Genomic DNA, 23,185 nt, shown 5'->3' on the forward strand with positions numbered 1-23,185 from the left:
CTATTATTAATTAATGTGATCAAATGCGTTTTGTACGGTGTCCACTAAGAAATTCAGGTCCTCTTCCGTTGAAGAAAGCGGAGGAGCGATAATCAGCACGTTATTAAAACCAGGTACTGTGTCACCATTTCTACCAATAATTAAGCCCTGTTCTTTACATAAGCCAATAACTTTTGCGAGCACAGCATCCTCGGCTGGTTCTTTGGACTGTTTATCCTTTACCAATTCAATTCCATATAAGAATCCTTTATGGCGCACTTCGCCAACGTTTGGATGCCCGATTAAATCTTTTAATCTTCCTAAAATCGATTCACCTAATGTCGCAACGCGGCTGACGATATTCTCTTTTTCAATGATTTCAATATTCTTAAGTGCCACCGCACAGCTTGCCGGATGTCCTCCATAAGTAGAGACGTGACGAAGATGTTTGTCTGCCCCTGCTTCTTTAAAGGTTTCAAAGATTTCAGATTTAACGGCAGTTGCGCCAAGCGGCAGGTATCCGCTTGTCAATCCCTTTGCCATTGTCACGATATCCGGCTGAACACCTTCGGAATGCATAAATCCAAACATTTTACCTGTTCTGCCAAACCCTGAAACGACCTCATCACAAATGAGCAGGACATTGTGTTTCTTACAAATTTCTTGTACACGCTGCATATATTCTGCTGATGGAATAATCACACCGCCACCGGAAATAAATGGCTCCATGATGACGGCAGAGACTGTTTCAGCCCCTTCCCAATTAATCATTTGATCAATCATATCGGCAGCTACTTTATCGCAATTCGTCACTTCTTCGCCAAATGGGCAGCGATAGCTGTATGGCGGTGGAACATGAAGGAATCCTGGAACGCCTGGATCGTATTTAACTCGGCGGTTAGCTTGTGCGGTTGCACTTAATGCTCCAAGTGTTGAACCATGGTAGGCACGATATCTTGAAATAATTTTATATTTTCCTGGATTACCAGTTTGAATATGGTATTGTCTTGCAATTTTAAACGCTGTTTCATTGGACTCAGATCCACTGTTTGAAAAGAATGTTTTATAGGAAGCTCCTAAAAGCTCGCTGATTTTTGCTGATAGTTTAATAGCTGGAATATGACTAAGCGTTAACGGAAAATAGGAAAGCTTCATCATTTGTTCCGCTGCAGCATCGACAATTTCCTTTCGGCCATGCCCTAAATTTAAACACCATAATCCTGAGACACCATCCAAATAACGTTTACCGTTAACGTCTGTGAACCAAGCACCATCACCAGATTCAGCAATTGTTGGATTGCTGCCTTCCACATGACGGCTCATCGCATGCCATAAATGTTCTTGATCCTGAGCCTCAAGAAGCTGATTATCTTGAACTTCTAGTTTCGTCATTATCAGTATCCCTCCTATATTTTTATAAAGTTGTAGTTGGTGTTTTTTCTAAAATTTCATCTAATGTTGAACATGGAAGATTATATGTTGCGGCAACAGCTGGGTAAGTTATTTTACCCTTATAGGTGTTTAAACCTTTTGCTAATGCCGGATTTAATTGTGCTGATTTTTCAACGCCATTGTTTGCAAGCTGCAAACCATATGGAGTCGTAACATTTGCTAGGGCGTATGTTGACGTTTTCGAAACAGCTCCCGGTATATTTGGTACCGCATAATGTAGTACACCATGTTTGATAAATGTAGGGGAATCATGTGATGTGATATGGTCTACTGTTGCAATTGAACCGCCTTGGTCAACAGCAACGTCTATGATAACGGAATTTTGTTCCATTTGTTTAACCATTTCTTCTGAAACAAGCTGCGGCGCCTTGGCACCAGGAATGAGAACTGCTCCAATGAGCAAATCAGCTTCTTTTACTTCTTCGGCGATATTATAAGGATTTGACATCACCGTCTTTACTCTGCCGCCAAAGAGGTCATCTAATTGACGGAGGCGTTCAGCACTTATGTCAATAATAGTTACATCAGCTCCTAGGCCGACTGCCATTTTCGCGGCATTTGTTCCAACAACCCCGCCGCCTATAATGACCACTTTGCCAGGTCTGACTCCAGGTACTCCTCCTAAAAGGACCCCTTTGCCCCCATGAATTTTTTCTAAAAATTGTGCTCCCAGCTGAACGGACATTCTGCCGGCCACTTCACTCATTGGAGTTAATAGTGGCAGCGAACGATTTTCAAGCTGAATCGTTTCGTATGCAACTGCTGTTACCTCGTTATCTAGTAACGCTTTTGTCAATTCAGGCTCAGCTGCTAAATGGAGGTAGGTAAAGAGTATTAAATCTTTTCGCAAGTATTTGAACTCCTCGACTTGAGGTTCTTTTACTTTGACGACCATATCCGCCGCCCAAGCATCAGCAGCAGTCGGGACGATCGTAGCACCCGCTTTTTCATACTCTTCATTTGGAATTCCACTGCCAAGACCAGCATCTTTCTCAACCAAGACCTGATGTCCTGCCTTCACATAGGAAGCAACACTTGCTGGGACCATAGAAACTCGATTTTCGTTATTCTTTATTTCTTTTGGTACACCGATAATCATAACCTACACATCCTTTCATTCTGTTTAATTGGTCAAAAGTTATCTGCATTGGATGACAGCGTTTACAGATGCATTATTTAAATCCGGACGTCAGGTCATCCGTACCAGTTTGGATAACAAACTAACCTTTAATCAAATTTAACCATATACTTTATTAATTTTCAATATATTCTAATTATAAAAAACATTTAGTATTTTTAATACCACTTATTAATTTTCTTAATACTCTCTTTTTCTGGGCAGTAGTATCCTTAATTATACTTTCGTGAAAGTTTGATTCTAAACGAATACATATCGGAACGAAAATAGGCAAGATAATATTCAATTAAATCACCCTCTTGATCCATCAATAAGCGTTCCGTAACAAGTACATTTATGGATTCCGGCAACTCCATTAGTTCAGCATCTTCCTTGGTTAACTGTCCGCTTGTAATGATTTGCTCTGCTTCGGAAAATTTAATTTGTAAGTCTTCTTCAAGGAAATCAAATAACGTCCCTTTTTCAATATCAAACTGTGCCAACTTTTCACCAATCTCAACAGGATAATACTGGACTTCAATCGCAATTGGTATATCATTGGCATATCGGATTCTTTTAATATAGTAAGCTTCATCAAATCCGGTAACTTCTTTAATATCTTCCGAGGTTTTTACGATGCCATGTGTAATCAGCTTCGCATCGGGTTTCATGCCCATTCTTTTAATAATTTCGGTTGTGCTGCTTAGACTGCCTAGCCAATCCTGAATTGGCTTCAGGGAAATAAAAGTCCCTTTGCCATGAACCTTTTCTAAAATACCGTCCCGTACTAAATGGGAAACTGCTTCCCTCACCGTGCTTCTGCTAACTTTAAAAGCATCCATTAATTCCCTTTCACTAGGAATTTTCTCTTGATAGTAGCCATCCCTAATTAAAGTTTCGAGCTTATTCCTTAATTGAATGTGCAACGGCATTGGGTCCTTTGGATCTAATTGCATTTTTGAATCCCTCCTTATAATTTCCATATATTGATGATTACTTATATGTTACTAATTTCTATCGCACTTGTCATTAGTTTCATTTATAATAGTGAATAAATTTAGAAGTTTCAGTAAATGGGAGTTGGATGATAAATGAATCTCGAACATCTTAAAGTATTTTTCACTGCCGCTACAAAAAAGAATTTTTCAGAAACAGCAAAAGTCCTGCACCTTTCACAGCCATCCGTTAGTCTACATATCAAACATTTAGAAGAATACTTAAACACGACATTATTCGATCGTTCCACGAAAAAAATGGAGCTGACACACGCTGGCACTATTCTTTTCAGTTATGCTGAACAGTTAATCCAGCTTGTGAATCAAGTAGAAAAAGATATTTCCCTTCTTTCCGATACTATTCATGGCGACCTGCGATTAGGTGCTAGTCTAACGATCGGAGAATATTTACTCCCTTATTACCTAGGCGATTTTATCAAACAGTATCCTGAAGTGAATTTAAGTCTAACAGTTGATAATTCGTTTCAAATAATTGAAAAACTGCTGGATGGGAAGATCGATTTGGGATTCATTGAGGCGGCCATCCCACGAAAAGAAATTGAAAGTCTGCCATTTTTAGAGGATGAACTCGTCATCATCTCATCCGCTCGGGACCCCCATCCTTTGCTTACAGGAGAATCAATCGAGCCGGAATTGTTGTTTTCCCTGCCAATCATCGCCAGGGAACATGGGTCAGGCACCAGGCAGGTATTGGAAACCAATTTATTAAAACACCAGCTGGAGTTTGAGCAATTAAAGATCATTATGGAGCTTGAAAATACTGAATCTATTAAATCAGCTGTAGAATCCGGCCTTGGTGTGGGGATTATTTCCAAAACGACAATTCAAAAGGAACTAAACCTTGGGCTTTTAAAACAAACGAGAATTAAAGGTATTCCGCTAAAGCGATTTTTTTATCTCATCCATCGGAAACAAGTGTTATCCATGGCGAGTGATGCGTTTAAGGAGTTGTTTATTGCTAACATGAAGGAAAAAAATTAGTAGAAGCGTTTACTGCCCTCTGGAATTGAGGGCAGTCATCCCCATCTATTTGACTTTTACATTAGACAAACACACATTTCCAGTATGTGAATAGTCTAATGTAAAATGTTTGGAGGTTAGTGTAGATGGAAAATAAACAAGCCCCTGCCACCAAATCCGCACGGACAAAATGGCATCTATATGAAATTATTGGTATTATTCTCGTCTTCGGATCACTGCTGCTGCTATTATTTGCCCCAAATTCCCTGTCGGCTCTTTTTGATACGATCATCAAGGAAGTTAAACCAATTGTTGTCGATATTTTCCTAACAAGCGAAGTAGGAATTGCTATTATTGTAAGCGTAATTGTTGGCCGGATTTTAGAGCGGCTAGGGTTTACCGATGGCTTGATCCGCGTTTTTGTACCGATAATGAAATGGTTCCAAATTAATCCATCCGTCATTATCCCAAGTGCCTACAATATTCTTGGAGATATTAATGCCGCAGGAAAAATCTCCGGACCTATTTTAGTTAAAGCAAATGCCACCAAAGCGGAACAGAAAATTGCCGTTGCAACGATGATTCAATCGCCTCAATCATTTGCCACTTTTGTCCTTGGATTAATTGCATTAACTGTGTTTGGCATCAGTGCCTTCCCACTTGTCATTTTATCCATTTTTGTACCGATTATTGTCGTCCCCTTTTTGTTATCAAGAACGATTTATCGCGATACGAAGCGGGTGGAACTCGAAGAATTACCCCGTTTCACTCCCACTACCCGCTTCCTGCAAACAATATTCGCTTCAGCCAAAGAAGGTGCTGAACTTTTATTCCTCATCATTATTCCTGCTGTTGCTGCCGTATTTTTCTTTATAGGTGCATTGAAATTCTTTGGCATTTGGGACGCCATTGAATCAGGTCTGTCCTATATTCTGACCTTTTTAAGTATCGAACCTGGAACAGGAATAGTTTCTATATTGGCTGCCCCCACTCTTGCGGTTGCTCAGCTTGCTGAACTGGCAAACACAATTGACCCGCGTTTAATCGTCGGATCATTTGTCTTAGCCAATTCTGGACTTCCATTATCAGTTATCTTTGGTCAGGTCCCTGTTACGTGGGCAGAAACCTCAAGCTTAAATGAACGAGAAGTATTGGAAGCAGCAATCATCGGCATGGTGCTTCGATTTATTACAGCATGTGTACTTGGTTATTTCCTGACTCCATTCTTGGTGTGATTAATGATGAATTATTTGATTCATGCTAAGAAGATTGTTACTGTCAGCAGTCTCGGAACAATTATCGATGGGGCAATTGTGGTTTCAGATGAAAAAATTGTGGAGATTGGAAAATGGGAGATCCTGCAGAAGAAATTCCCTTCAGTTGAGGTGGTGGACTGTTTAGATAAGGTCATTACCCCTTCTTTAGTTGATTGCCATACCCATTTGCTTGAATTTGCCCCTTCCTCACTTTTTCCGGTTACTCCGGAAACTCATTTTTTAGCTGGTCGGTCACTCCTTTTCAATGCTCTATCCAGCGGAATCACTGCATTAGGCGAGCAAATTTGCGGCCATCCTTTTTGTGATTTTTCGATTGGCGATTATCAAAAGGCTGTTCACGATTGTCCGCTAGATATTTCATTTGCCACAACAAGTATCTCGATTGGTTTTGAAAAATTAGCCCATTTTACTTCAGTAACAGGTTCAAGGAATGTGGATCAAAAGGAATTGGTCCACCCATTAATAGTGAGAGAAATTGCCCGAATCAGTGATTATCCTGGTGAAAATATCTTTATTAATGCCACACCGGCAAATTTCACGGAAAAAGAAGTACCGCATGCGGGCGAAATTATTTATTCGCTGGAAGAACTGAAAGAGATTGTTGAGTTTTTCCATCAACTTGGTAAGAAGATCGGCTGTCATGTTGCTGGCAAGGAAGGAATCCAAATGGCACTGGAGGCCGGATTTGATGTGCTGCATCATGCACACGGAATAACCGATGAACAATTAAACTTTGCTGCTTCGCGCAAAGTAGAAATTGTGGCAACGCCTATGGGCGGTACTCATTTGATTCCGAATTCTCCGGAAGATATTCTGCTGGCATTTGATAAAGGAATTTCTGTCTCTATTTCAACAGATGCCTATCTCCCTCCTCATTCAAATGCGACCTGGCTGCCATTTAATGACGTGTCTTTAAAAGGGCCGGATGTATTAATGCTGATTTCTCACCTGCCTATGCAGTTGCTGAAGAGGCAGGGTTATGATGAGAATCAAATCTTAGCCCTTCTAACCGCTAACCCTGCTAAGGTTTTGGGAAAAGAAAATTGCTTTGGAAGGCTGGAACCAGGTTTAGATGCCAATTTCCTTGTAGCTGATGGTGTGCCGGGGCTTGAAATTACTGATGTTGAGCAGATCAGGAAAGTGTTTTTTCGCGGGAAGAAGGTAATTGATCGAGGGTAGCTTTCCATTTCAGGGATTTTGTGTCTATATGGACTTAGACGTTGATTTTTATGTGGGATTTATTCTCTTGAAATTTTTAATGGAATTGTGCTGAAATCAAGGGACTGAAAGGTTCGGGTTAAAAAATATACTTGACCCTACGACCCTTTTTCTCCCGTTTATGGTCACAACCTCTCTACGTGACCCTACGACCACATTTTCATCCGGTTCGGTCACGTATAACCTCTCTACGTGACCACACGATCACTTTTTCATCCGGTTCGGTCACGTATAACCTCTCTACGTGACCACACGATCACTTTTTCATCCGGTTCGGTCACGTAGAACCTCTCTACGTGACCTTACGACCACATTTTCATCCGGTTCGGTCACGTAGAACCTCTCTACGCGACCACACGACCACATTTTCATCCGGTTCGGTCACGTAGAACCTCTCTACGTGACCCTGATGCTCTTTTTCTTGTTTCTTCAGTTACATAGAACCATATGATTATAATTTCTTTTGATATTTATTAAAGCTGTCTGTTACCCCAACAAATTCATAGCCGCAGTTTTTATAAAAATTATTTAATTTGATATTGTCAGCAACACAATCTAATTTCACATACTTAACTTCACCCTGATAACTACTTTCAATCCAGGTCAAAATGGACTTGCCAATGCCTTTTTTCATATAATTCAGGTTAATGCCTAAGCGATGCAGATAAAGAGAATTGGTTGATGAATCCTCTCCCCAAAGCTCACGGTCCCAATCGCTTTGTTTCGTTGAAATCGTAAAAGTAGCTGCTAAATCATCGTCCTTCATCACAACATATGTTGCATTATTATCAATCGCCTGTACAATTTCTTCATCATCCCCGCCATCTAAAAGAAACTGCCACTGGTCGATTTCATTATCCTTCATCCACTGGGCCAGCTGCTTCAACAGATGAATAATTCTATTTCGATCATCACTTGCAGCGATTCGAATTTGAAAACTATCATCTAAAAACACAATATACACCTCTTTTATTAGCTATTTTATAAATATTCTTTAGGCTTCTGATGTAACAGGGTGCTTAACCCGTTCAGGATAACAATGGTTCTCATTTGTTTTTACAAACAGGGTTCCGCCATCCTGTAAAGGACTTATTTCATATGTCATTCCTTCATAATCAGGAGTGTAATGAAAAATGACTTTACAGCTACCTTCCCCTGCCAGGTCCTCTAAAATATTTTGAATATTGACCGGAGTTTTACTTATAATATCAAAAATTTCAAATGCATTCTCGTTCTTATTAAAAATCACAATAGCTTTTCCCGTTTCATGATAATAAATTTCGTTAGGAAAAACATTTAAACAATGATACATTAATATACCTTGTGAATTACTTGTGGCAAAGGTGTTGGAAACAGGTATTCTATCAAGTGCAAATGAATAAATGAACTCTAGATCAGTTCTATTTGAAACATTCAGTTTTCGCAGTTTATTTTTCGCCCCCGCCTCTGCACTAGAAGAGAAGGTCGACCAATATTGATACTCCTGTACTTTTTTAAAACCAAATTTCGGATAAAAATCTAAAACACGATCATTAGCAAAAAGATACATAAAATCGAACGAATCCTTATAGTCCTCTAATACTTTATTCATTAACCTTTTGGACAGTCCTTTGTTACGATAATCAGGACGCGTCATAACCGTCCCAATCTGTAAAGCGCGGTGCTGCTTTCCCTGAATAATGAAATCAAGAATATTCACAGAGACGTTGGCGATGATACTATTACCATCCGCAAATGAAAATGGTATGTAGCGATTCCCCCAAAAGCCATTTTCATACCAACTCACAAAATCCAACCCGAAAATACCTTTCGCCAGTTCAAAAAAGCTCTCTCTGAGTTGGTGATTATCTTTATAATTTTTTATAAACTGTATGTTGCCAGGCAATTAGTTTTCCTCCATATTCATAGTTTCTTATTAAATTGAAACAATATAAACCCGCTCTGGACGACCTACGGTTCCGTATGCTAGGTCAGCTTCTATTTTTTCTTCCGATACAAGATGTTCTAAATAGCGTCTGGCAGTTGTTCGGCTGACACCAACTTCTTTCGCAACGATTTCAGCGGTTAGACCGCGAATTTCCCTGCCTAAAACTTCGAGCACCTTTTCTAAGGTAAGCGGGTCAATCCCTTTTGGCAGATAGGACTTTTCGCTAGTCCCAGCCTCAATTTCTTTTCGGAGCAGCTTGTCAACCTGCTGCTGGGTGACATGAAGACCATCTTCCTCCAATTGCACCAGCTTTTTATGATAATCCTTATATCTTAGTAACGATTGTTTAAAGCGTTCGAAAACAACGGGTTTTATGATGTAATCAAATACACCGATACTTATGGCTTCTTGAACTTTATGAATCTCCTTTGCAGCCGTAATCATAATGACGTTCATTTGTTTCGGTTGCTGCTTTATTTCTTTCAAGAAGTCCAGTCCATTCATATCTGGAAAAAAAATGTCCAACAAGAGCAAGTCGGGCTGTAAAATATCAATTAAGGTTTTTGCCTCCTCATGGCTTGCGGCAATTCCCACTGTTTGAAAACCTTCAATCTGTTCTAGAAAACGCCTTTGGATTTCTGCAACCCTTAAGTCATCCTCCACAATTAACACTTCGATTTCCCGATTCCCCTTCATTCAAATTCCCCCTGCTTTTCGGAATTGCTATTGTAAAAATTGTTCCTTCTCCCCTTATAGAAGAAAACGTAATATTTCCACCTAAGTCCTTAATCGCATTTTGTACTAAACTTAAGCCAATGCCAGCATTACTGCTTGTGTTCTTTGTGGTAAAACCATTTTGAAAAATCATTCCGCTTGTATTTTCGTCAATCCCCATGCCGTTATCTTCCACTTCAATAATTAATTCCTTACCAAGATCAGTTAAAAACAAGGAAACCCGCTTTTCTTCTTTTTCACTCTCCCTGACGGCCTCAAATGCATTATTCACAAGGTTTCCTATAATGGTGACCAACGAGTCCCTGCTAATGTCTTCAGGTAAATCTTTAAAACTGCTTTCACGATCGATTGAAAAATTAATTTTTAACTCGCTTGCTAAACTGGACTTTCCTAAAATAAATGCTGCCAGCACCGGATCAGGTACTTCCTTCATTAAGAATTGGATAAGTCCTTGTGCAACATCCACTTCCTTTGAGATAAAATCAATCGCTTCCTTATATGATCCAAGCTGAATTAAGCCCAGCAAGGTATACATCCGATTAGAATATTCGTGGGTTTGCGCCCGCAATCCCTCTGCATATGTTTTAATATGAGATAATTCCTTCAGAAGATTGGCCAGCTCCGACTTATTGCGAAAGCTCGCCACCGCTCCTATGACTTCATTTTTATTATTAAAAATAGGGATTCGATTAGCTAAATACACTTCCCCAGCTATCAAGAACTCTTGATCATATTCGGCTTGTCCCGTCTGAACGACATCGAGCAAATGTGTATTCTCTAGCACTTGTTCAATCCTTTTTCCTCGCAGCAAGGTAGAAATAGGTACCTTCAAAATGCTGTGAGCGGTTTCATTTACTACTGTAATCCGCCCTTCGGTATCGATTGCAATGATTCCTTCATGAATCGACTCCAGAATCGCATGCTTTTCCTGGTACATCCAAGCAATTTCCTTTGGTTCCAAGCCAAAAATAGCCCTTTTGATATTTAGAGAGATTAGAAATGCTACCAGAATCCCACCAATTAAAATGATAACAGTAGCAACAAAAATTTTTTTCTGAACTTTTTCTACTTCTGTTGCGATATCCGTTTGAAGATATCCGACAGAAACAACACCTATTACCTTGTTTCCGCTGAAAATCGGTGCCTTTCCACGAAGTGAAGGTCCTAGGGTTCCAACTGACTCTGAGATGACAGATTCCCCTTTAAATACTTGGTCATTATCGCCGCCGACCATTTTCTTTCCTAGACGCTTGGGATTAGGGTGAGAGTAACGGATTTCGTTTCTGTTTCCAATGACGATAAACTCGGCCCCGACGTCCTTACGAATTTCTTCAGCAATCGGCTGGATAATGGACGACGGATTTTCTGTATGAAAAGCAGATTCGATCTCTGGCATATTAGAAATTGATTCTGCAACGGATAATGCTTTTAAACCAATTTCATGTTTCAATTTGGTTTCCATGATATTTTTAAAAGTAAATTCAATAATGACTCCGAGCACAATAATAAGCACCGAGATTCCGAGCATTAATTTCGTGTGTAAACGCATGAAAACACCTCTATCTCTATGATATTAAAAAAAACTCCTTTTAAAAAGGAGTTTTTCATAATCTTCAGAATCCTAACCTTCTACATTAATGATGACTTCTTTCCCTCTTCGTTTCAAAATCAAGGGAACAACAAGCCAAAGTACCGTAATCAGTAGAAATACCAATGAAAGCGGCCGGTTAAAAAATACACCGTAATCTCCATTTGATATGGTTAATGCCCTTCTAAGATTATTCTCAATCATCGGTCCTAATACAAGACCGAGAACAAGCGGAGCGATTGGATAGTCATGTTTACTAAAGAAATAACCAAGCACACCGCATGCTAATAAAAGCAAGAGATCATATGTTGACACTTGTACTGCATAGACACCGAATATGGAAATCGCAATAATCATCGGAATCAAATATTTCTTCGGCGTCTCAATGATTTTGGCAAATACCCTGACAAGCGGCAAATTTAAGATTAATAGCATGAGGTTTCCGATAAACATACTAGCAATCAGACCCCAGGCCACCTGCGGATGATCCTCAAATAATAACGGGCCAGGCTGGACATTGTACATCATTAACGCTCCCATTAAGATTGCAGTGGTTCCCGAACCCGGTATACCTAATGTCAGTAAAGGGATCATCGCGCCGCCGGATGCGGCATTATTCGCTGTTTCCGGTGCCGCTACCCCAGCAATTGCTCCTGTTCCAAATTTCGAAGGATTTTTGGAAATCTTTTTTTCGAGAATATAAGAAAAGAAGGATGCCAGCGTTGCTCCGGCTCCCGGTAAAATGCCGACAAAGAAGCCTAAAAGGGAACCACGGGCAATCGGTCCTGCCGATTCCTTAAACTCTTCTTTAGATGGAAGCATATTGTTGATTCTAGCAATTTCCCCGTCTTCCTCATCTTTTTCTAAAATCGTTTTAAAAACCTCACCGAGCGCAAACAGCCCAACTGCGATGGTTAAGAATTCGATTCCTTGGTAAAGCCATGGAACATCGAAAGTGAACCTGGCAATTCCCGAAACGTTGTCAATTCCAATCGTTCCAAGTAATAACCCACAAATAGTCATAATTAATGCTTTTGTGACCGATTTTCCCGCTAACCCGCTAACTGCAGCAAGCCCTAGAAGCATTAACGAAAAATATTCAGCCGGACCAAATTTTAGCGCTATATTGGATAAAGGTTTTGCTAAGGCAATTAATGCAATGATTGTCACAAATCCACCAACAAAGGAACCAATTGCTGCTATCGATAGGGCGCTGCCCGCTCTTCCTTTCTTCGCCATCTGGTATCCGTCTAATGTCGTTACAACAGAAGAGGACTCCCCAGGTGTATTTAATAGAATAGAAGTAGTCGAACCCCCATACATCGCCCCATAATATACGCCAGCCAGAAGGATAATTGCGCTTGTTGCCGCTTGTTCCGGCGGCAGTCCTCCGGTGATAGATGCTGTTACCGGGATCAGGAGCGCAACCCCGCTCATAGGACCAATCCCTGGTAAAACACCAACTGCGGTACCAATTAACACGCCAACAAAAGCAAAAATAAGATTATACCAAATAAGTGCGGTACCAAAACCGTTAATTAAATATTCAAGTGTACTCAAATGATGTTCCTCCTTTCTACATTTGTGTTAAAACCAAATCGGCCAGCCTGGCAATGTACCCTTTAATACTTCTACGAATATGAAATAAACAACTCCTGAAAATGCTGCAGAGATTATTAGTGATGTAATCCACTTAGACCGTTCCATTGTTTGAAAGCAAATAAACAAAAAGAGAAAGGTTGTAATCACATACCCGACAATTTCCAAGGTTAAAATGTAGACCAATGTGGCTGCTGCTATTATTAAGAATGGCTTGTATTGTAAAGGTTCCTTCTTTTCCCCTTCCCCGAGACTTGCGGCGGACTCGAAAAATAAACGGATACTTAATAAAACCAGTATGATTCCAAGAATGAACGGAAAGATATCCGGTCCAACCACACTTCCATATGATGTGCTCGATAAATGCCGGCTCCCGACAATAAACAGGATACCAACAACAAGAAAGGCCACAGATGCAATTCTGTCAAATTTTATCGTCATTTGTACTCCCCCTTTTGAAAAAATAAGGAAGGAGAAAGTTTACTCCTTCCCTTTTTTTTTATTTTTGCATACCTAGTGCTTCTAACAATTGCTGAACTTGTTGATTTTGCTCTTCTAAAAACGTTTTGAAATCGGCACTGTTTTTATATTCCAATTCCCAGCCTTGTGTTTCAACTTCTTTCTTCCATTCATCCGTTTTTACAAGCTTATCGATTGTCTTTTCCCAATAGACTCTTGCTTCTTCAGACATTTTTTCAGGACCAAACACTCCGCGCCAAATGGTGAATTCGGCATCAATCCCTTGTTCTTTGGCTGTTGGCACATCCTTAAACTCACCTGCCAACCGCTCAGGTGATGTCACTGCTAAAACCCGAATTTTCCCTGCCTTTAAAAACTCTTTCACACTGGAGGCATCTGTACCGATAACATCTGCATTACCTCCAAGCAGTGCTGTAATGGCTTCCCCGCCGCCATCATAGGAAACATATTTAATTTTTGTAGGATCGACGCCATATTTATAAGCTGGTAGAATAGATATTAAATGGTCCATGGAGCCTGGGGCTGAACCACCAGCAAATGTCAATTTACTTGGATCCTTCTTTACATCCTCTAATACTGATTTAAGATCTTTGTACTTAGAATCCGCTTTGACAACAATCGCTCCAAAATCTTTTGTTAACTGAGCGAGCGGTGTTGTATTTTTATAACCGTAAGGACTGTTTCCTTCCTTTTTTAAGTTGTTAATAATAATAGGCGGTGAATTAACAAAAAGCATTTCGTTATTCGCTGCTTGCTGGGTGGCGTATTCTGCCATAAATACGGCACCGCCTCCGCCTGGCTTATTCTCAACTGTCAATGGCTGTGATACAAGCTTTGTTTCACCCAAAACTTTTGTAAAGGAACGTGCCGTTAAATCCCAACCCCCGCCAGCACCAGATGGAGCAACTACTGTAATCGCTTTCTTTGGATAGCCGGTATTTTCCTCTTTTTTAGCTTGTCCACCTGTTTCTTTGCTGCTGCATGCTCCTAAGCCAATCGCCAATGCTCCTGCACACATCACTGCTGAAAATTTTTTAAGTGAAAACATTTTATTTCCCCCTTTTTCTTTTTCTTAATATTACAAAAAAATTTGATAAATAAAATATTATAGCTATAAGTAGCATTAAAAACTTAACAACCATTTTGTTCATAATGTTCACAAAGGGTAAAACATTTTCAAATCTCCCCTTTTATTGAACTATCTAGCTTAAGGAAGAATGCAAAAAAGCCTAAGCAATGTGAAATGCCCCCTAAATGTTAGACACCATTCTAACGTTTAAGGGGTTTTTTTTATGGCCAAATTTACAGCTGAAGAAAGAATACATATTGTTTTACGGTATGTATATGGGAGTGAATCTATCAAGGCGATTGCGCAGGAGGCAAAGGTATCCCTTAATATTGTGAGTGGATGGATACGACTTTACGAACAACAAGGTATAAAAGCTTTTCAAAAAAAATATACAAGCTACTCCCTACAGTTTAAAATGGATGTACTGAATTATATGAACGAAACGGGTACATCATCTTACGATGCAGCGGCCATATTCAATATTTCATCTCCTAGACTGATTCGAAATTGGAGAAGTAAATTTGAACAAGGTGGAATTGGTGCCCTAGAAAAGAAGAAAAAGGGGCGTCCACCAATGAAAAAGAAAGCAAAGAAAATCGATTCAAAAAAATCAATACCTGCAGAAGGGTCAGTCGAAGCACTGCAAGAAAAAATCGCTCGATTAGAAATGGAAAATGCTTACCTAAAAAAGTTGAATGCTTTAGTTCAAATGCAGGAAAAATTACAAACAAAATCAAAGCGCAAGTAATTTTTGAACTAAAGGATCATTATGAAGTCGTGGATTTAGTTGAAGTCGCTGACATTCCACGTAGTACGTATTATTATTGGGAAAAACGATTAAATCAAGCTGATAAATATGCCGAAGTAAAAGAAGCTATCAAAGAGATTTTTCATGAACATAAAGGTCGTTATGGGTACCGTCGTATAGCGAAAGAACTAGAGAAAAAAGGATTTCATCACGATCCGAAAACTATCAATCGTTTAATGAATGAAATCGGCCTAAAATGCCTAGTTCGAATGAAAAAGTATCGTTCTTATAAAGGAAATGTAGGAAAAACCGCTCCAAACCTACTAAACCGCGACTTTTCTGCCGAGAAGCTGAATGAAAAATGGGTAACTGATGTTACAGAATTCCACCTATTCGGTGAGAAACGTTACCTCTCACCAGTACTTGATTTATGTAACGGAGAAATAATCGCTTATACTTTGATGAAACGTCCAGTTTATAAATTAGTCGGCGATATGTTAAATCAAGCGATTGAGCGTCTTCAACCTGGGGACCAAGTAATCCTCCATTCAGATCAAGGATGGCATTATCAAATGAAGCAGTATCAAAAAACATTAGAACAGCACCAGATTACACAAAGTATGTCTCGTAAGGGTAATTGTTTGGACAATGCAGTTATTGAAAATTTCTTTGGCTTATTAAAGTCTGAACTTCTTTATCTACAGGAGTTTGATAGTATTGAACATTTTGAAAAAGAATTAGAAGACTATATTCACTATTACAATCACAAACGAATAAAGGCAAAATTAAAAGACCTAAGTCCGGTAGAATACCGAGCTCAGGTCCTCAAAGTAGCCTAAAATATTTGTCTAACTTTATTGGGTCAGATCAATGTCGCATACTTAGGCTTTCAATATCTTTACATTTTTCTCTAGTGCATTCTATTTCTTTTGGCCTGTCCTTTTCTTAAATATACTTTTCACAAACTTTTCCTTGTGGTCTGTATATGCATTCACCCCAGTAGAATGCTTCTTAATGTAGTCCAATTTTAGGTTGAGATATTCTTCTCGTGATTTTTCATTTGCATTTAAATAGTCTCTGAAAAAAATTAAGTCTTTCCACAGTTCTTTCTCAAATTCTACGAGATGAATATAATGTGTTTTTACTTGATAAGTTTGGTCAGCAAACTTGGCAAACACAATTTCATTTGGCCGTTGCACACGTAAGCGTAGGAACCCTATACTTTTAAGCCCATTAATAATAGAAATATCTACTGTGGTTAAGTCATCTACTGCCACCAGTATGTCCAGGATTGGTTTGGCCATCATACCTTTAATTGCCGTACTTCCAATATGTACAATGCGATCTTCACTAATATTTGTTGATTGGTGTATTTCTTTTCTTACTCTTGAAAATTCTTTTATCCACTCTTCAGAAAAAGGGACTATGTTTACTTCATCATTTTTCAATCCTAGGTTCATTTCTTCTCTCCATATAATTATTTGTTTTTCCATTCATAAATAACTCTATGGCACGTTCATCTACGGTTTGTAAAAATTAGGTCGAATCTAATCAGAATGTATTTCTACTTACCCAAAAATTTGAGCTGCAATGGCGAATAAAGTCTTGTTTCTAGCAGGCATTTTTACAGAATTAGTTACCATTATCGGCGGTTGATTAACCTTCACAAATCCACATTGCTCCAAGAACAACTGGAACTTTTCATTACCTGATGGTACATCAATCCGTAATTTTCCTCGATGTCTAGAAGCTAACCTATCAAGTATTAATGCCGCTGTAAGGGAATCTGGTGCTACAATTGGTCCTAATATTAAATTAATTGGTCCTAAAATCGATAATCCATAGCCAACAATGTTTGATTTATGATCTTTAACGACTAAACATTGTTCTGATTGAATGATTCTATTATGAAGAAATTTACTTCTTTTATCACCAAAGGCCGCCCTATCTATATTTACAATTTGCGGAAGATCATTTTCAGTAAAATCTACTATGCATAAAGTCCAGTTATTTAATATATTTTTAACATTATAGTGATCACAAATATATTTATGTACGCTATCAACAGTTATAAAACCCATCTTTTCATATAATGGTTTTCCCTCTTCTGTTGCAATTAACATAATGGAAATGTCGTTTGATTCGGAATCAATACATTTTTGAGTGATTTCCTTCCCTAATCCTAATCCCCTATATTCTTTATTAACTATTACCATTCCTATTGAAGCTAAATTGGTATCATAAGGAATTATTGCAGCACTAGAAACGATTTTCCCCTCACTGTTTTTATGTCCGTATATTTTTCCTGTTGATAATACGGTGCTAATTTCATATTTGTCATAATCCCAGCCAACTGATGCGGACAATTCAATTAACCCTTTAATATCATTAATATCAAATTGAACTAATTTTAAATTTGTTCTGTTATATTTACCCATAAAGGTTTCTCCTAATATTTCTATAAGTGTCCAATTAATGCGAACGCTTACTGAAGAAAGTTTCTGCTATGTTTAAAATCTACTTCATATTTTTTTATTGGTACATATAAATCAACCTTACATTTACCTTCCGGGTCTTCGGCAGGGTTATTCATATTAAATTCAAGGTTATTTCTGCTGTAATCGGCATCATAATCACTATTTGGCAGCCACTCTTTATAAAAAAATTGATATGCTGCATTCAATTTTTCAGCCCGATCATAAAATTTATACAATGCAAATTGTCCGCCGTCCAAAGTTTTAAATTTCATATCAGGATGTTTTTCTTTTTCAAAACCTTCTGGAATGGTTACACACGCATCGTGGCGGCATTCTCTACCTTCTACTAAATCAGGATTATCTAAAGGTATACCTATAAATGACTGTTGAGGCGGGAAAAGTCCATTATTAATTGCCCAGCCGATTAAAATTCCCCAATGATCTTGGTGTTCAAAATAACTTCCCGTTCGTCTTATATAGGCTACTTCAATTTTAGGTAATTCTTTTACTTCGATATTCATTATTTTTTCAACTCCCTAAAGGTAATAAATGAAAAACGATGAGGGATTCCTTTTATATAGCCAGAATTTAATCAAAAAACTCCATATGTGTTTTTTCCTTTTTGTAATAGTCCAGCCTGTCTTTTAATGTCCCTGTATGAAATTCAAACTTATGGCCATCTGGGTCAATAAAATAAATAGACTTTTTATCCCTTACGTCTCTTTGACGCCCTTCCAAAATCTCTACATTTAAATCCTTTAGCCTACGATACACACGATCAAATTCTGATTCATCGATTGAAAAAGCTATATGGGTATATGATTGATTGATTTCATTACGGGGAATATTTTTTTCTTCATTAAGTGCCAGCCATAAACCATTTAAATCAAAATAGGCCGTGCTTCTGCCTTTTACAAGTAATTTTGCATCAAAAACGGTTTGGTAAAATTTAATCGATTCCTCTAGATTTGACACTGAAAACAACAAATGATTTATACCTTTTACTATTGACACATTTGCACCTCAAATTTCTCTACTCATTAAACCTGCCCATTAAGATTGTATTATAGTAATTGCCGTCGGAAAGGATTTTGTCATTTTTTAAAATACCTTCTACTTCAAAACCATATTTTTTATAAAGGTTTATCGCTTTCTCATTAGTTTCAAGAACACTCAACGTCATTTTCTTAATTTCATTTGTATCTGCCCAATTAATAGATTCTTTTAATAGGTTCTTGCCGATACCATATCCCCAATATTCTTCTAATACACACACTCCAAATTCTACTTTATGGGACATTCTTTTCAATTTGTTTCCTTCACACCTCGAAAAACCTACGATTCTATTATTAACTTCAGCAACTAAAAATAAGTTACAGCTGCTTTCTGTATCATTCTTAATAATCTGCTGGAACCCAGATTCATCTATGTATGCCTCTCCTTTTTCTCTGTCTAGATTTTCTGTTTCACCGTCACACTGCAATCTTACTTCCGACAGATTTTTCGCGTCCCCCTCTGTTGCAGATCTAACAATGTAAGATAAATCATTTGCAAAAAATTCTTGATGGTTAATCCTCACTGAGTAATGCCCCTTCCGATTGTACCTTTGTTATATGGTTCAATTTCCCTCTTTAGCTTACTTATGAAGCAATGCAATAAATTCTACTGCATCTTTAACACACAATTCCATTCCTTTTTCCCAAAATTCTGCTGAGGTAATATCCTCTCCTAAATGCTTCATGACTAAATCTTCTGTAGACATACTTCCTGAATCACGGAGCAACTCAATATAATTTTTTTCAAATGCCTTCCCTTTTTTCTTCGATATGGCATACATACTTATTGAAATTAAATAGCCAAAAGTATATGGAAAGTTATAAAAAGGAGAATGAGTAATATAAAAATGCGGAGTCCAAATCCACGAACTCAAAGAGACACTATCAAAAGAATCTCCGTAGCACTTTTCTATGGCTTCCTGCATGAGCTCATTTAAACGTGATGATGAAACAAATCCTTTTTTACGTTCTTCATAAAATGTCTGTTCAAACATGAATCTCGATTGAATGTTCATGAAATTCATAACGCTTCGTTTTAATTTTTCATCTAGTAAAAACAATTTGTCTTCTATAGATTCGGCTTCATCCTTTGCAGCATCTAATATAATCATTTCAGCAAAAGTGGAAGCAGTTTCAGCAATACTTAATGGATAATGTCTGTTCAAACCATTAACCTGTTTCATCGCATTATTATGAAATGCGTGACCCAGTTCATGTGCTAAGGTGAGAACATTGGTAATTGTATTACTATATGTCAAAAAAATTCTCGATTCACCGGAAAGCGGGAACCCTGCACAAAATGCTACTTGTGATTTATTGGGACGATTTTCGGACTCAATCCAGCCATTTTCAAAAGCCTGGCGGGTAAAACTTTCTAATTCATTTCCAAAATGACCAAACCGATTTAGAATAAAATCTACGGCATCTTCATATTTTATAGTTTGATTTGTTTCGGTTACGGGAGCCCAAAAGTTGTATGAATGCATTTTTTCATTACCTAGCATCTCAGCTTTTTGTTTTAGATAGTTCATAAATGGCAGTTTGTATTTATTTACTGCCTCCCACATGGCATTCAGCGTTTTTTCTTTTAACCGATTTTCCAGTAAAGGCTCTTCGATCACATTCGTAATCCTTCTTTTATTGGAAACTTGTAATCTATAGCCAGCAATATGATTTAATATTTTGGCAAACAATTCCTCCTTCTCTTTCCATATTCCTTCTAAGGCATAATGAGCAGCTTTGCGTACTTCTTCCACCGGATGGGAACGTAAATTAATCGCTTGGCCAACCGACAGCTTTTTTACTTCTCCGTCCATTGGTATATTTACTCTTATACTGCTAATTAGTGATTGATAGAATTGCCCCCATGCGTGATACCCATCTACCATCAAACTTGACACTAAACTCTCTTCTTCTTCTGATGAAAGCAGCATAGCTGCCTTTTCACGCCATTCATTAAGGAGAAACTTATAGGTACTTAACTCCTTCGTTCCTACTATCTCATTCCATAAAGTGATATTAGTTTTTAATAGAATCCTTTGTACTTTTTTTAAAGCATCCTCATAACGTCCAACTAATGAAGTTGCTTTTACCCGTAAAGCTCCTGCTTGTTGATCATTTGAATTTTGCGAAAGAAGACAGGTTATGAAAGAATTCGCTTGAGATAGATGGATGCGAATATTGGCTATGTAATCAATTAAATCAGCAATCTGAATGGAATCATTAATTTCTTGAGGAGTCTTAAAACTAGATACTCTTTGTTCAAGTTTATTAATTTTCGATTCAAGCTGTTTTAAATGTTCTTTAAATGAAGCGGAATCACTTCCGCCCAAGAAAATTCTTTCCAAATCCCATACTTGGCTGTAATTTGATACTATCATTTTTTACTCCTATCATTTTATCTTCATGAAGCCTGAGCATCGATTATGTCCTTCTCCACATTCTATGAACCTCTTTCAGCTTCGTTTGGTCAAAGGTTAATTTATAAATATCGGGCATCTCAAGTTCTTTCCAAAAACTAAAACCATATTTTTTATTAAAGTAATTCATAATTAAAACCATTATATTTCCATGTGTTCCCATTACAATATTCTTACCCTCATATTCGTTTAATATCTGTAATGTTGCCCTCACTCCTCGCTCTTGAGCGATAATATTCGATTCCCCGCCTTCCCAAGAAAAGGCAGGGTCTGCCCATACTTTTGAAATAGCAAAATAAAAATCTTCAACAGGCTTTTCAGACAATTTCCGTTCTCTAAAGGCATTTTCGATTATCAATTCTTTACCTATTAATTTGACTGTTCCTTCTACTGTTTGTATAGCTCTTTTATATGGACTTGAAATGACATATTCTATATTTTCATTTTCTAGTAGTTGAGTGACCTTTTCTGCATCGGTCAGACCTTGTTTGGATAAAGGCCTTTGTAATTCATCAGGGGTATAAATAGAATGAGCATGTCGTACAAAATATAGGTTAGTCAACAAGATTATCCTCCCCCCTCTAGTTTGCTGCTGATTGTTTATTTCCCACGTGCAATTGCTTCAACTAACGGTTTTAGCCAATCCTGTAAGTTAGTAAATTGAAAGCCCTCTTTGGCAGCTTTATCATTTGTCATATACCATGATACAGGAACTGCATAGGGTGAACGGATTTCTTCATTTCCAACTAATGCAATTTTTGCGGATTTTCCGGTAGCCTCTTCGATTAATTTTATTAAGTTGGATAATGAAATTTTTCCATTTGCTGTTGCATTGTATGGTCCTTCCACATTTGTCATGCCGGACCATTTTAGAAATTCTGCAGCTTCAGTTGCTTGGATATACGACATTTCGGCATCCATATTTAAAAATCCAATTGGTTCTCCGTTGGCAATACGTTCAACATGGAAATGCAGGCGGCGTGTATAATCATCCTCGCCCATTACAATTGGGAAGCGGACAGCTACAACCGGAAATTTTGCATATTTAAAGAACACTGCTTCAGCCTGGCGTTTTCCTTCTCCGTAGGTAAAGTCTGCAATATCCCCCATTCGAATTTCATAATGATAGGGATCAAAGTCAGCTTCATTTTTCTCGTTGCCATCGGCTTCATATGTAGATAATGTAGATGTAAAGACAAGCTTGCCAATTTTCCCGTTGAAGATTTCACAAAAAGCATAGGCATCATTTGGAGAATAGCAAATATTATCATAAACAATATCGAACGTACGGCCTTCAACCTTTTTAGCCAGCTCTTCCTTATTCAGGCGGTCTACGATAAGATGTTCGACCTGATCACCGAATGGATTACCCGATTGACCGCGCGTCATTATCACAACATGATATCCGTCCGCAATTAATAACTCTACCAATTTCCGACCAAAAAAACGTGTACCGCCAAGAACTAATATATTTTTCATTTTTAAATTCCTCCGTTTGATTCAATTTGTTGTTCTGCCCATTCATATAGAATATCAGGCAGGTTTTCTTCATTTTCATGACCTCTGGCAATGATTTGAAAGCCATTTTTTTCATAAAAGCGCTGTGCTTTTTCATTTACATCAAATGTATATAAGGTTAATCTCCCGCTTGAATGGGCTTTTGCTTTATCTAGTAAAGTTTGACCTATTCCCCTCCCCTGATAATCGACATGAATATAAAGCTGGCTGATTTCCTTGTCATTATAAACTATCATACCGACCACTTTTTCAGCTACTAATACTAAATCAATTTGGAACTGTTCAGATAATACATGATTTAGAAAATGAAGATGGTTTTCAAAACTATGAATTTCTTTTTGACCAATTGCTTTTTCCTTGCTTTCCCGCCACATCATCACTGTTTCTTCAGCGTGTTTTGGATTATACTGGATAATGTTGAATTTTTGTTCGTTCACTGCAGTGTCTCCTTCATCTTAATTCTTTAAATGACCATAATGAGATTTTTCTATCGCTTACGGTCGCGTAGAACCTCTCTACGTGACCCAACTACACCTTTTTCTTCAGCTAC

At 38.1% G+C, this 23,185-nt stretch carries 22 protein-coding genes and 2 pseudogenes; 5 read left to right on the forward strand and 19 right to left on the reverse strand.

Annotated features, from left to right (window positions below; genetic code table 11):
* Positions 1 to 6 precede the first annotated feature (6 nt).
* The 3 genes from A6749_RS01110 to A6749_RS01120 all read right to left on the reverse strand — a co-directional run bounded on the left by A6749_RS01110 (position 7) and on the right by A6749_RS01120 (position 3,504).
* Entirely contained in the window at positions 7 to 1,371 is a 1,365-nt protein-coding gene (locus tag A6749_RS01110) for an aspartate aminotransferase family protein (RefSeq protein WP_066383830.1), read from the reverse strand.
* Between the two features lie 22 nt (positions 1,372 to 1,393).
* Positions 1,394 to 2,530: an alanine dehydrogenase gene (ald, locus tag A6749_RS01115; RefSeq protein ID WP_066383833.1), complete on the reverse strand. Its 1,137-nt coding sequence runs from the start codon at positions 2,528 to 2,530 to the stop codon at positions 1,394 to 1,396.
* Between the two features lie 251 nt (positions 2,531 to 2,781).
* A complete protein-coding gene (locus A6749_RS01120) occupies positions 2,782 to 3,504 on the reverse strand; it encodes a GntR family transcriptional regulator (RefSeq protein ID WP_066383842.1) in 723 nt (240 codons plus the stop codon).
* A 135-nt stretch (positions 3,505 to 3,639) separates the two neighbouring features.
* Here A6749_RS01120 and A6749_RS01125 point away from each other — a divergent pair, with 135 nt between their 5' ends.
* The 3 genes from A6749_RS01125 to A6749_RS01135 all read left to right on the forward strand — a co-directional run bounded on the left by A6749_RS01125 (position 3,640) and on the right by A6749_RS01135 (position 6,980).
* A complete protein-coding gene (locus A6749_RS01125) occupies positions 3,640 to 4,545 on the forward strand; it encodes a selenium metabolism-associated LysR family transcriptional regulator (protein ID WP_066383845.1) in 906 nt (301 codons plus the stop codon).
* Positions 4,546 to 4,670: 125 nt separating this feature from the next.
* Positions 4,671 to 5,759: a hypothetical protein gene (locus A6749_RS01130; RefSeq protein WP_066383849.1), complete on the forward strand. Its 1,089-nt coding sequence runs from the start codon at positions 4,671 to 4,673 to the stop codon at positions 5,757 to 5,759.
* A 6-nt stretch (positions 5,760 to 5,765) separates the two neighbouring features.
* Entirely contained in the window at positions 5,766 to 6,980 is a 1,215-nt protein-coding gene (locus A6749_RS01135) for an amidohydrolase family protein (RefSeq protein ID WP_066383854.1), read from the forward strand.
* 490 nt (positions 6,981 to 7,470) lie between these two features.
* On the opposite strand, the gene A6749_RS01140 is transcribed toward A6749_RS01135, so the two are convergent.
* The 7 genes from A6749_RS01140 to A6749_RS01170 all read right to left on the reverse strand — a co-directional run bounded on the left by A6749_RS01140 (position 7,471) and on the right by A6749_RS01170 (position 14,396).
* Positions 7,471 to 7,974, reverse strand: coding sequence for a GNAT family N-acetyltransferase (locus tag A6749_RS01140; RefSeq protein WP_164745673.1), 504 nt, complete (start codon positions 7,972 to 7,974; stop codon positions 7,471 to 7,473).
* A gap of 39 nt (positions 7,975 to 8,013) precedes the next feature.
* Positions 8,014 to 8,805 (reverse strand): GNAT family N-acetyltransferase, encoded by a 792-nt coding sequence (locus tag A6749_RS01145; protein WP_236719609.1) that lies wholly within the window; start codon positions 8,803 to 8,805, stop codon positions 8,014 to 8,016.
* Between the two features lie 129 nt (positions 8,806 to 8,934).
* The gene (locus A6749_RS01150; RefSeq protein WP_066383859.1) at positions 8,935 to 9,642 is read right to left on the reverse strand and encodes a response regulator; all 708 of its coding nucleotides are present in this window, start codon (positions 9,640 to 9,642) and stop codon (positions 8,935 to 8,937) included.
* The gene (locus A6749_RS01155) at positions 9,599 to 11,230 is read right to left on the reverse strand and encodes an ATP-binding protein (RefSeq protein WP_066383862.1); all 1,632 of its coding nucleotides are present in this window, start codon (positions 11,228 to 11,230) and stop codon (positions 9,599 to 9,601) included. The genes A6749_RS01150 and A6749_RS01155 overlap by 44 nt, the downstream gene beginning before the upstream one ends.
* 72 nt (positions 11,231 to 11,302) lie before the next feature.
* Positions 11,303 to 12,829, reverse strand: a complete 1,527-nt coding sequence (locus A6749_RS01160; RefSeq protein WP_066383865.1) for a tripartite tricarboxylate transporter permease — start codon at positions 12,827 to 12,829, stop codon at positions 11,303 to 11,305.
* 27 nt (positions 12,830 to 12,856) lie between these two features.
* Complete coding sequence (locus tag A6749_RS01165; RefSeq protein ID WP_066383867.1) at positions 12,857 to 13,309, reverse strand: tripartite tricarboxylate transporter TctB family protein; 453 nt, start codon at positions 13,307 to 13,309, stop codon at positions 12,857 to 12,859.
* A gap of 58 nt (positions 13,310 to 13,367) precedes the next feature.
* Complete coding sequence (locus A6749_RS01170) at positions 13,368 to 14,396, reverse strand: Bug family tripartite tricarboxylate transporter substrate binding protein (protein WP_066383869.1); 1,029 nt, start codon at positions 14,394 to 14,396, stop codon at positions 13,368 to 13,370.
* A 244-nt stretch (positions 14,397 to 14,640) separates the two neighbouring features.
* Between A6749_RS01170 and A6749_RS28775 the strand changes: the two are divergent.
* Both A6749_RS28775 and A6749_RS27445 read left to right on the forward strand, forming a co-directional pair.
* Positions 14,641 to 14,928 (forward strand): annotated as a pseudogene (locus A6749_RS28775) (transposase); the annotation flags it as partial.
* Positions 14,929 to 15,008: 80 nt separating this feature from the next.
* Positions 15,009 to 16,004: pseudogene (locus A6749_RS27445) on the forward strand (IS3 family transposase); the annotation flags it as partial.
* An 81-nt stretch (positions 16,005 to 16,085) separates the two neighbouring features.
* Here A6749_RS27445 and A6749_RS01185 read toward each other — a convergent pair.
* The 9 genes from A6749_RS01185 to A6749_RS01225 all read right to left on the reverse strand — a co-directional run bounded on the left by A6749_RS01185 (position 16,086) and on the right by A6749_RS01225 (position 23,012).
* Positions 16,086 to 16,625 (reverse strand): GrpB family protein, encoded by a 540-nt coding sequence (locus A6749_RS01185; RefSeq protein ID WP_066400586.1) that lies wholly within the window; start codon positions 16,623 to 16,625, stop codon positions 16,086 to 16,088.
* A gap of 108 nt (positions 16,626 to 16,733) precedes the next feature.
* A complete protein-coding gene (locus A6749_RS01190) occupies positions 16,734 to 17,603 on the reverse strand; it encodes a GNAT family N-acetyltransferase (protein ID WP_066383884.1) in 870 nt (289 codons plus the stop codon).
* A 47-nt stretch (positions 17,604 to 17,650) separates the two neighbouring features.
* Entirely contained in the window at positions 17,651 to 18,163 is a 513-nt protein-coding gene (locus A6749_RS01195; protein ID WP_066383887.1) for an AraC family transcriptional regulator, read from the reverse strand.
* A gap of 67 nt (positions 18,164 to 18,230) precedes the next feature.
* The gene (gene fosM, locus A6749_RS01200) at positions 18,231 to 18,650 is read right to left on the reverse strand and encodes a FosM family fosfomycin resistance protein (protein WP_066400588.1); all 420 of its coding nucleotides are present in this window, start codon (positions 18,648 to 18,650) and stop codon (positions 18,231 to 18,233) included.
* Positions 18,651 to 18,675: 25 nt separating this feature from the next.
* Positions 18,676 to 19,221: a GNAT family N-acetyltransferase gene (locus tag A6749_RS01205; RefSeq protein ID WP_066383889.1), complete on the reverse strand. Its 546-nt coding sequence runs from the start codon at positions 19,219 to 19,221 to the stop codon at positions 18,676 to 18,678.
* 57 nt (positions 19,222 to 19,278) lie between these two features.
* Entirely contained in the window at positions 19,279 to 21,078 is a 1,800-nt protein-coding gene (locus tag A6749_RS01210) for a M3 family oligoendopeptidase (protein WP_066383900.1), read from the reverse strand.
* 43 nt (positions 21,079 to 21,121) lie between these two features.
* Positions 21,122 to 21,682 carry a histidine phosphatase family protein gene (locus tag A6749_RS01215; protein ID WP_066383902.1) on the reverse strand — a complete coding sequence of 187 codons (561 nt, stop codon included), beginning with the start codon at positions 21,680 to 21,682 and terminating at the stop codon, positions 21,122 to 21,124.
* Between the two features lie 35 nt (positions 21,683 to 21,717).
* Positions 21,718 to 22,596 carry an NAD-dependent epimerase/dehydratase family protein gene (locus A6749_RS01220; RefSeq protein WP_066383908.1) on the reverse strand — a complete coding sequence of 293 codons (879 nt, stop codon included), beginning with the start codon at positions 22,594 to 22,596 and terminating at the stop codon, positions 21,718 to 21,720.
* Positions 22,597 to 22,598: 2 nt separating this feature from the next.
* Positions 22,599 to 23,012 carry a GNAT family N-acetyltransferase gene (locus A6749_RS01225; RefSeq protein WP_174842967.1) on the reverse strand — a complete coding sequence of 138 codons (414 nt, stop codon included), beginning with the start codon at positions 23,010 to 23,012 and terminating at the stop codon, positions 22,599 to 22,601.
* Positions 23,013 to 23,185 lie beyond the last annotated feature (173 nt).

Origin of the sequence: Neobacillus mesonae (genome assembly GCF_001636315.1) — a bacterium.
GTDB classification, from domain to species: Bacteria; Bacillota; Bacilli; order Bacillales; family Cytobacillaceae; genus Neobacillus; species Neobacillus mesonae.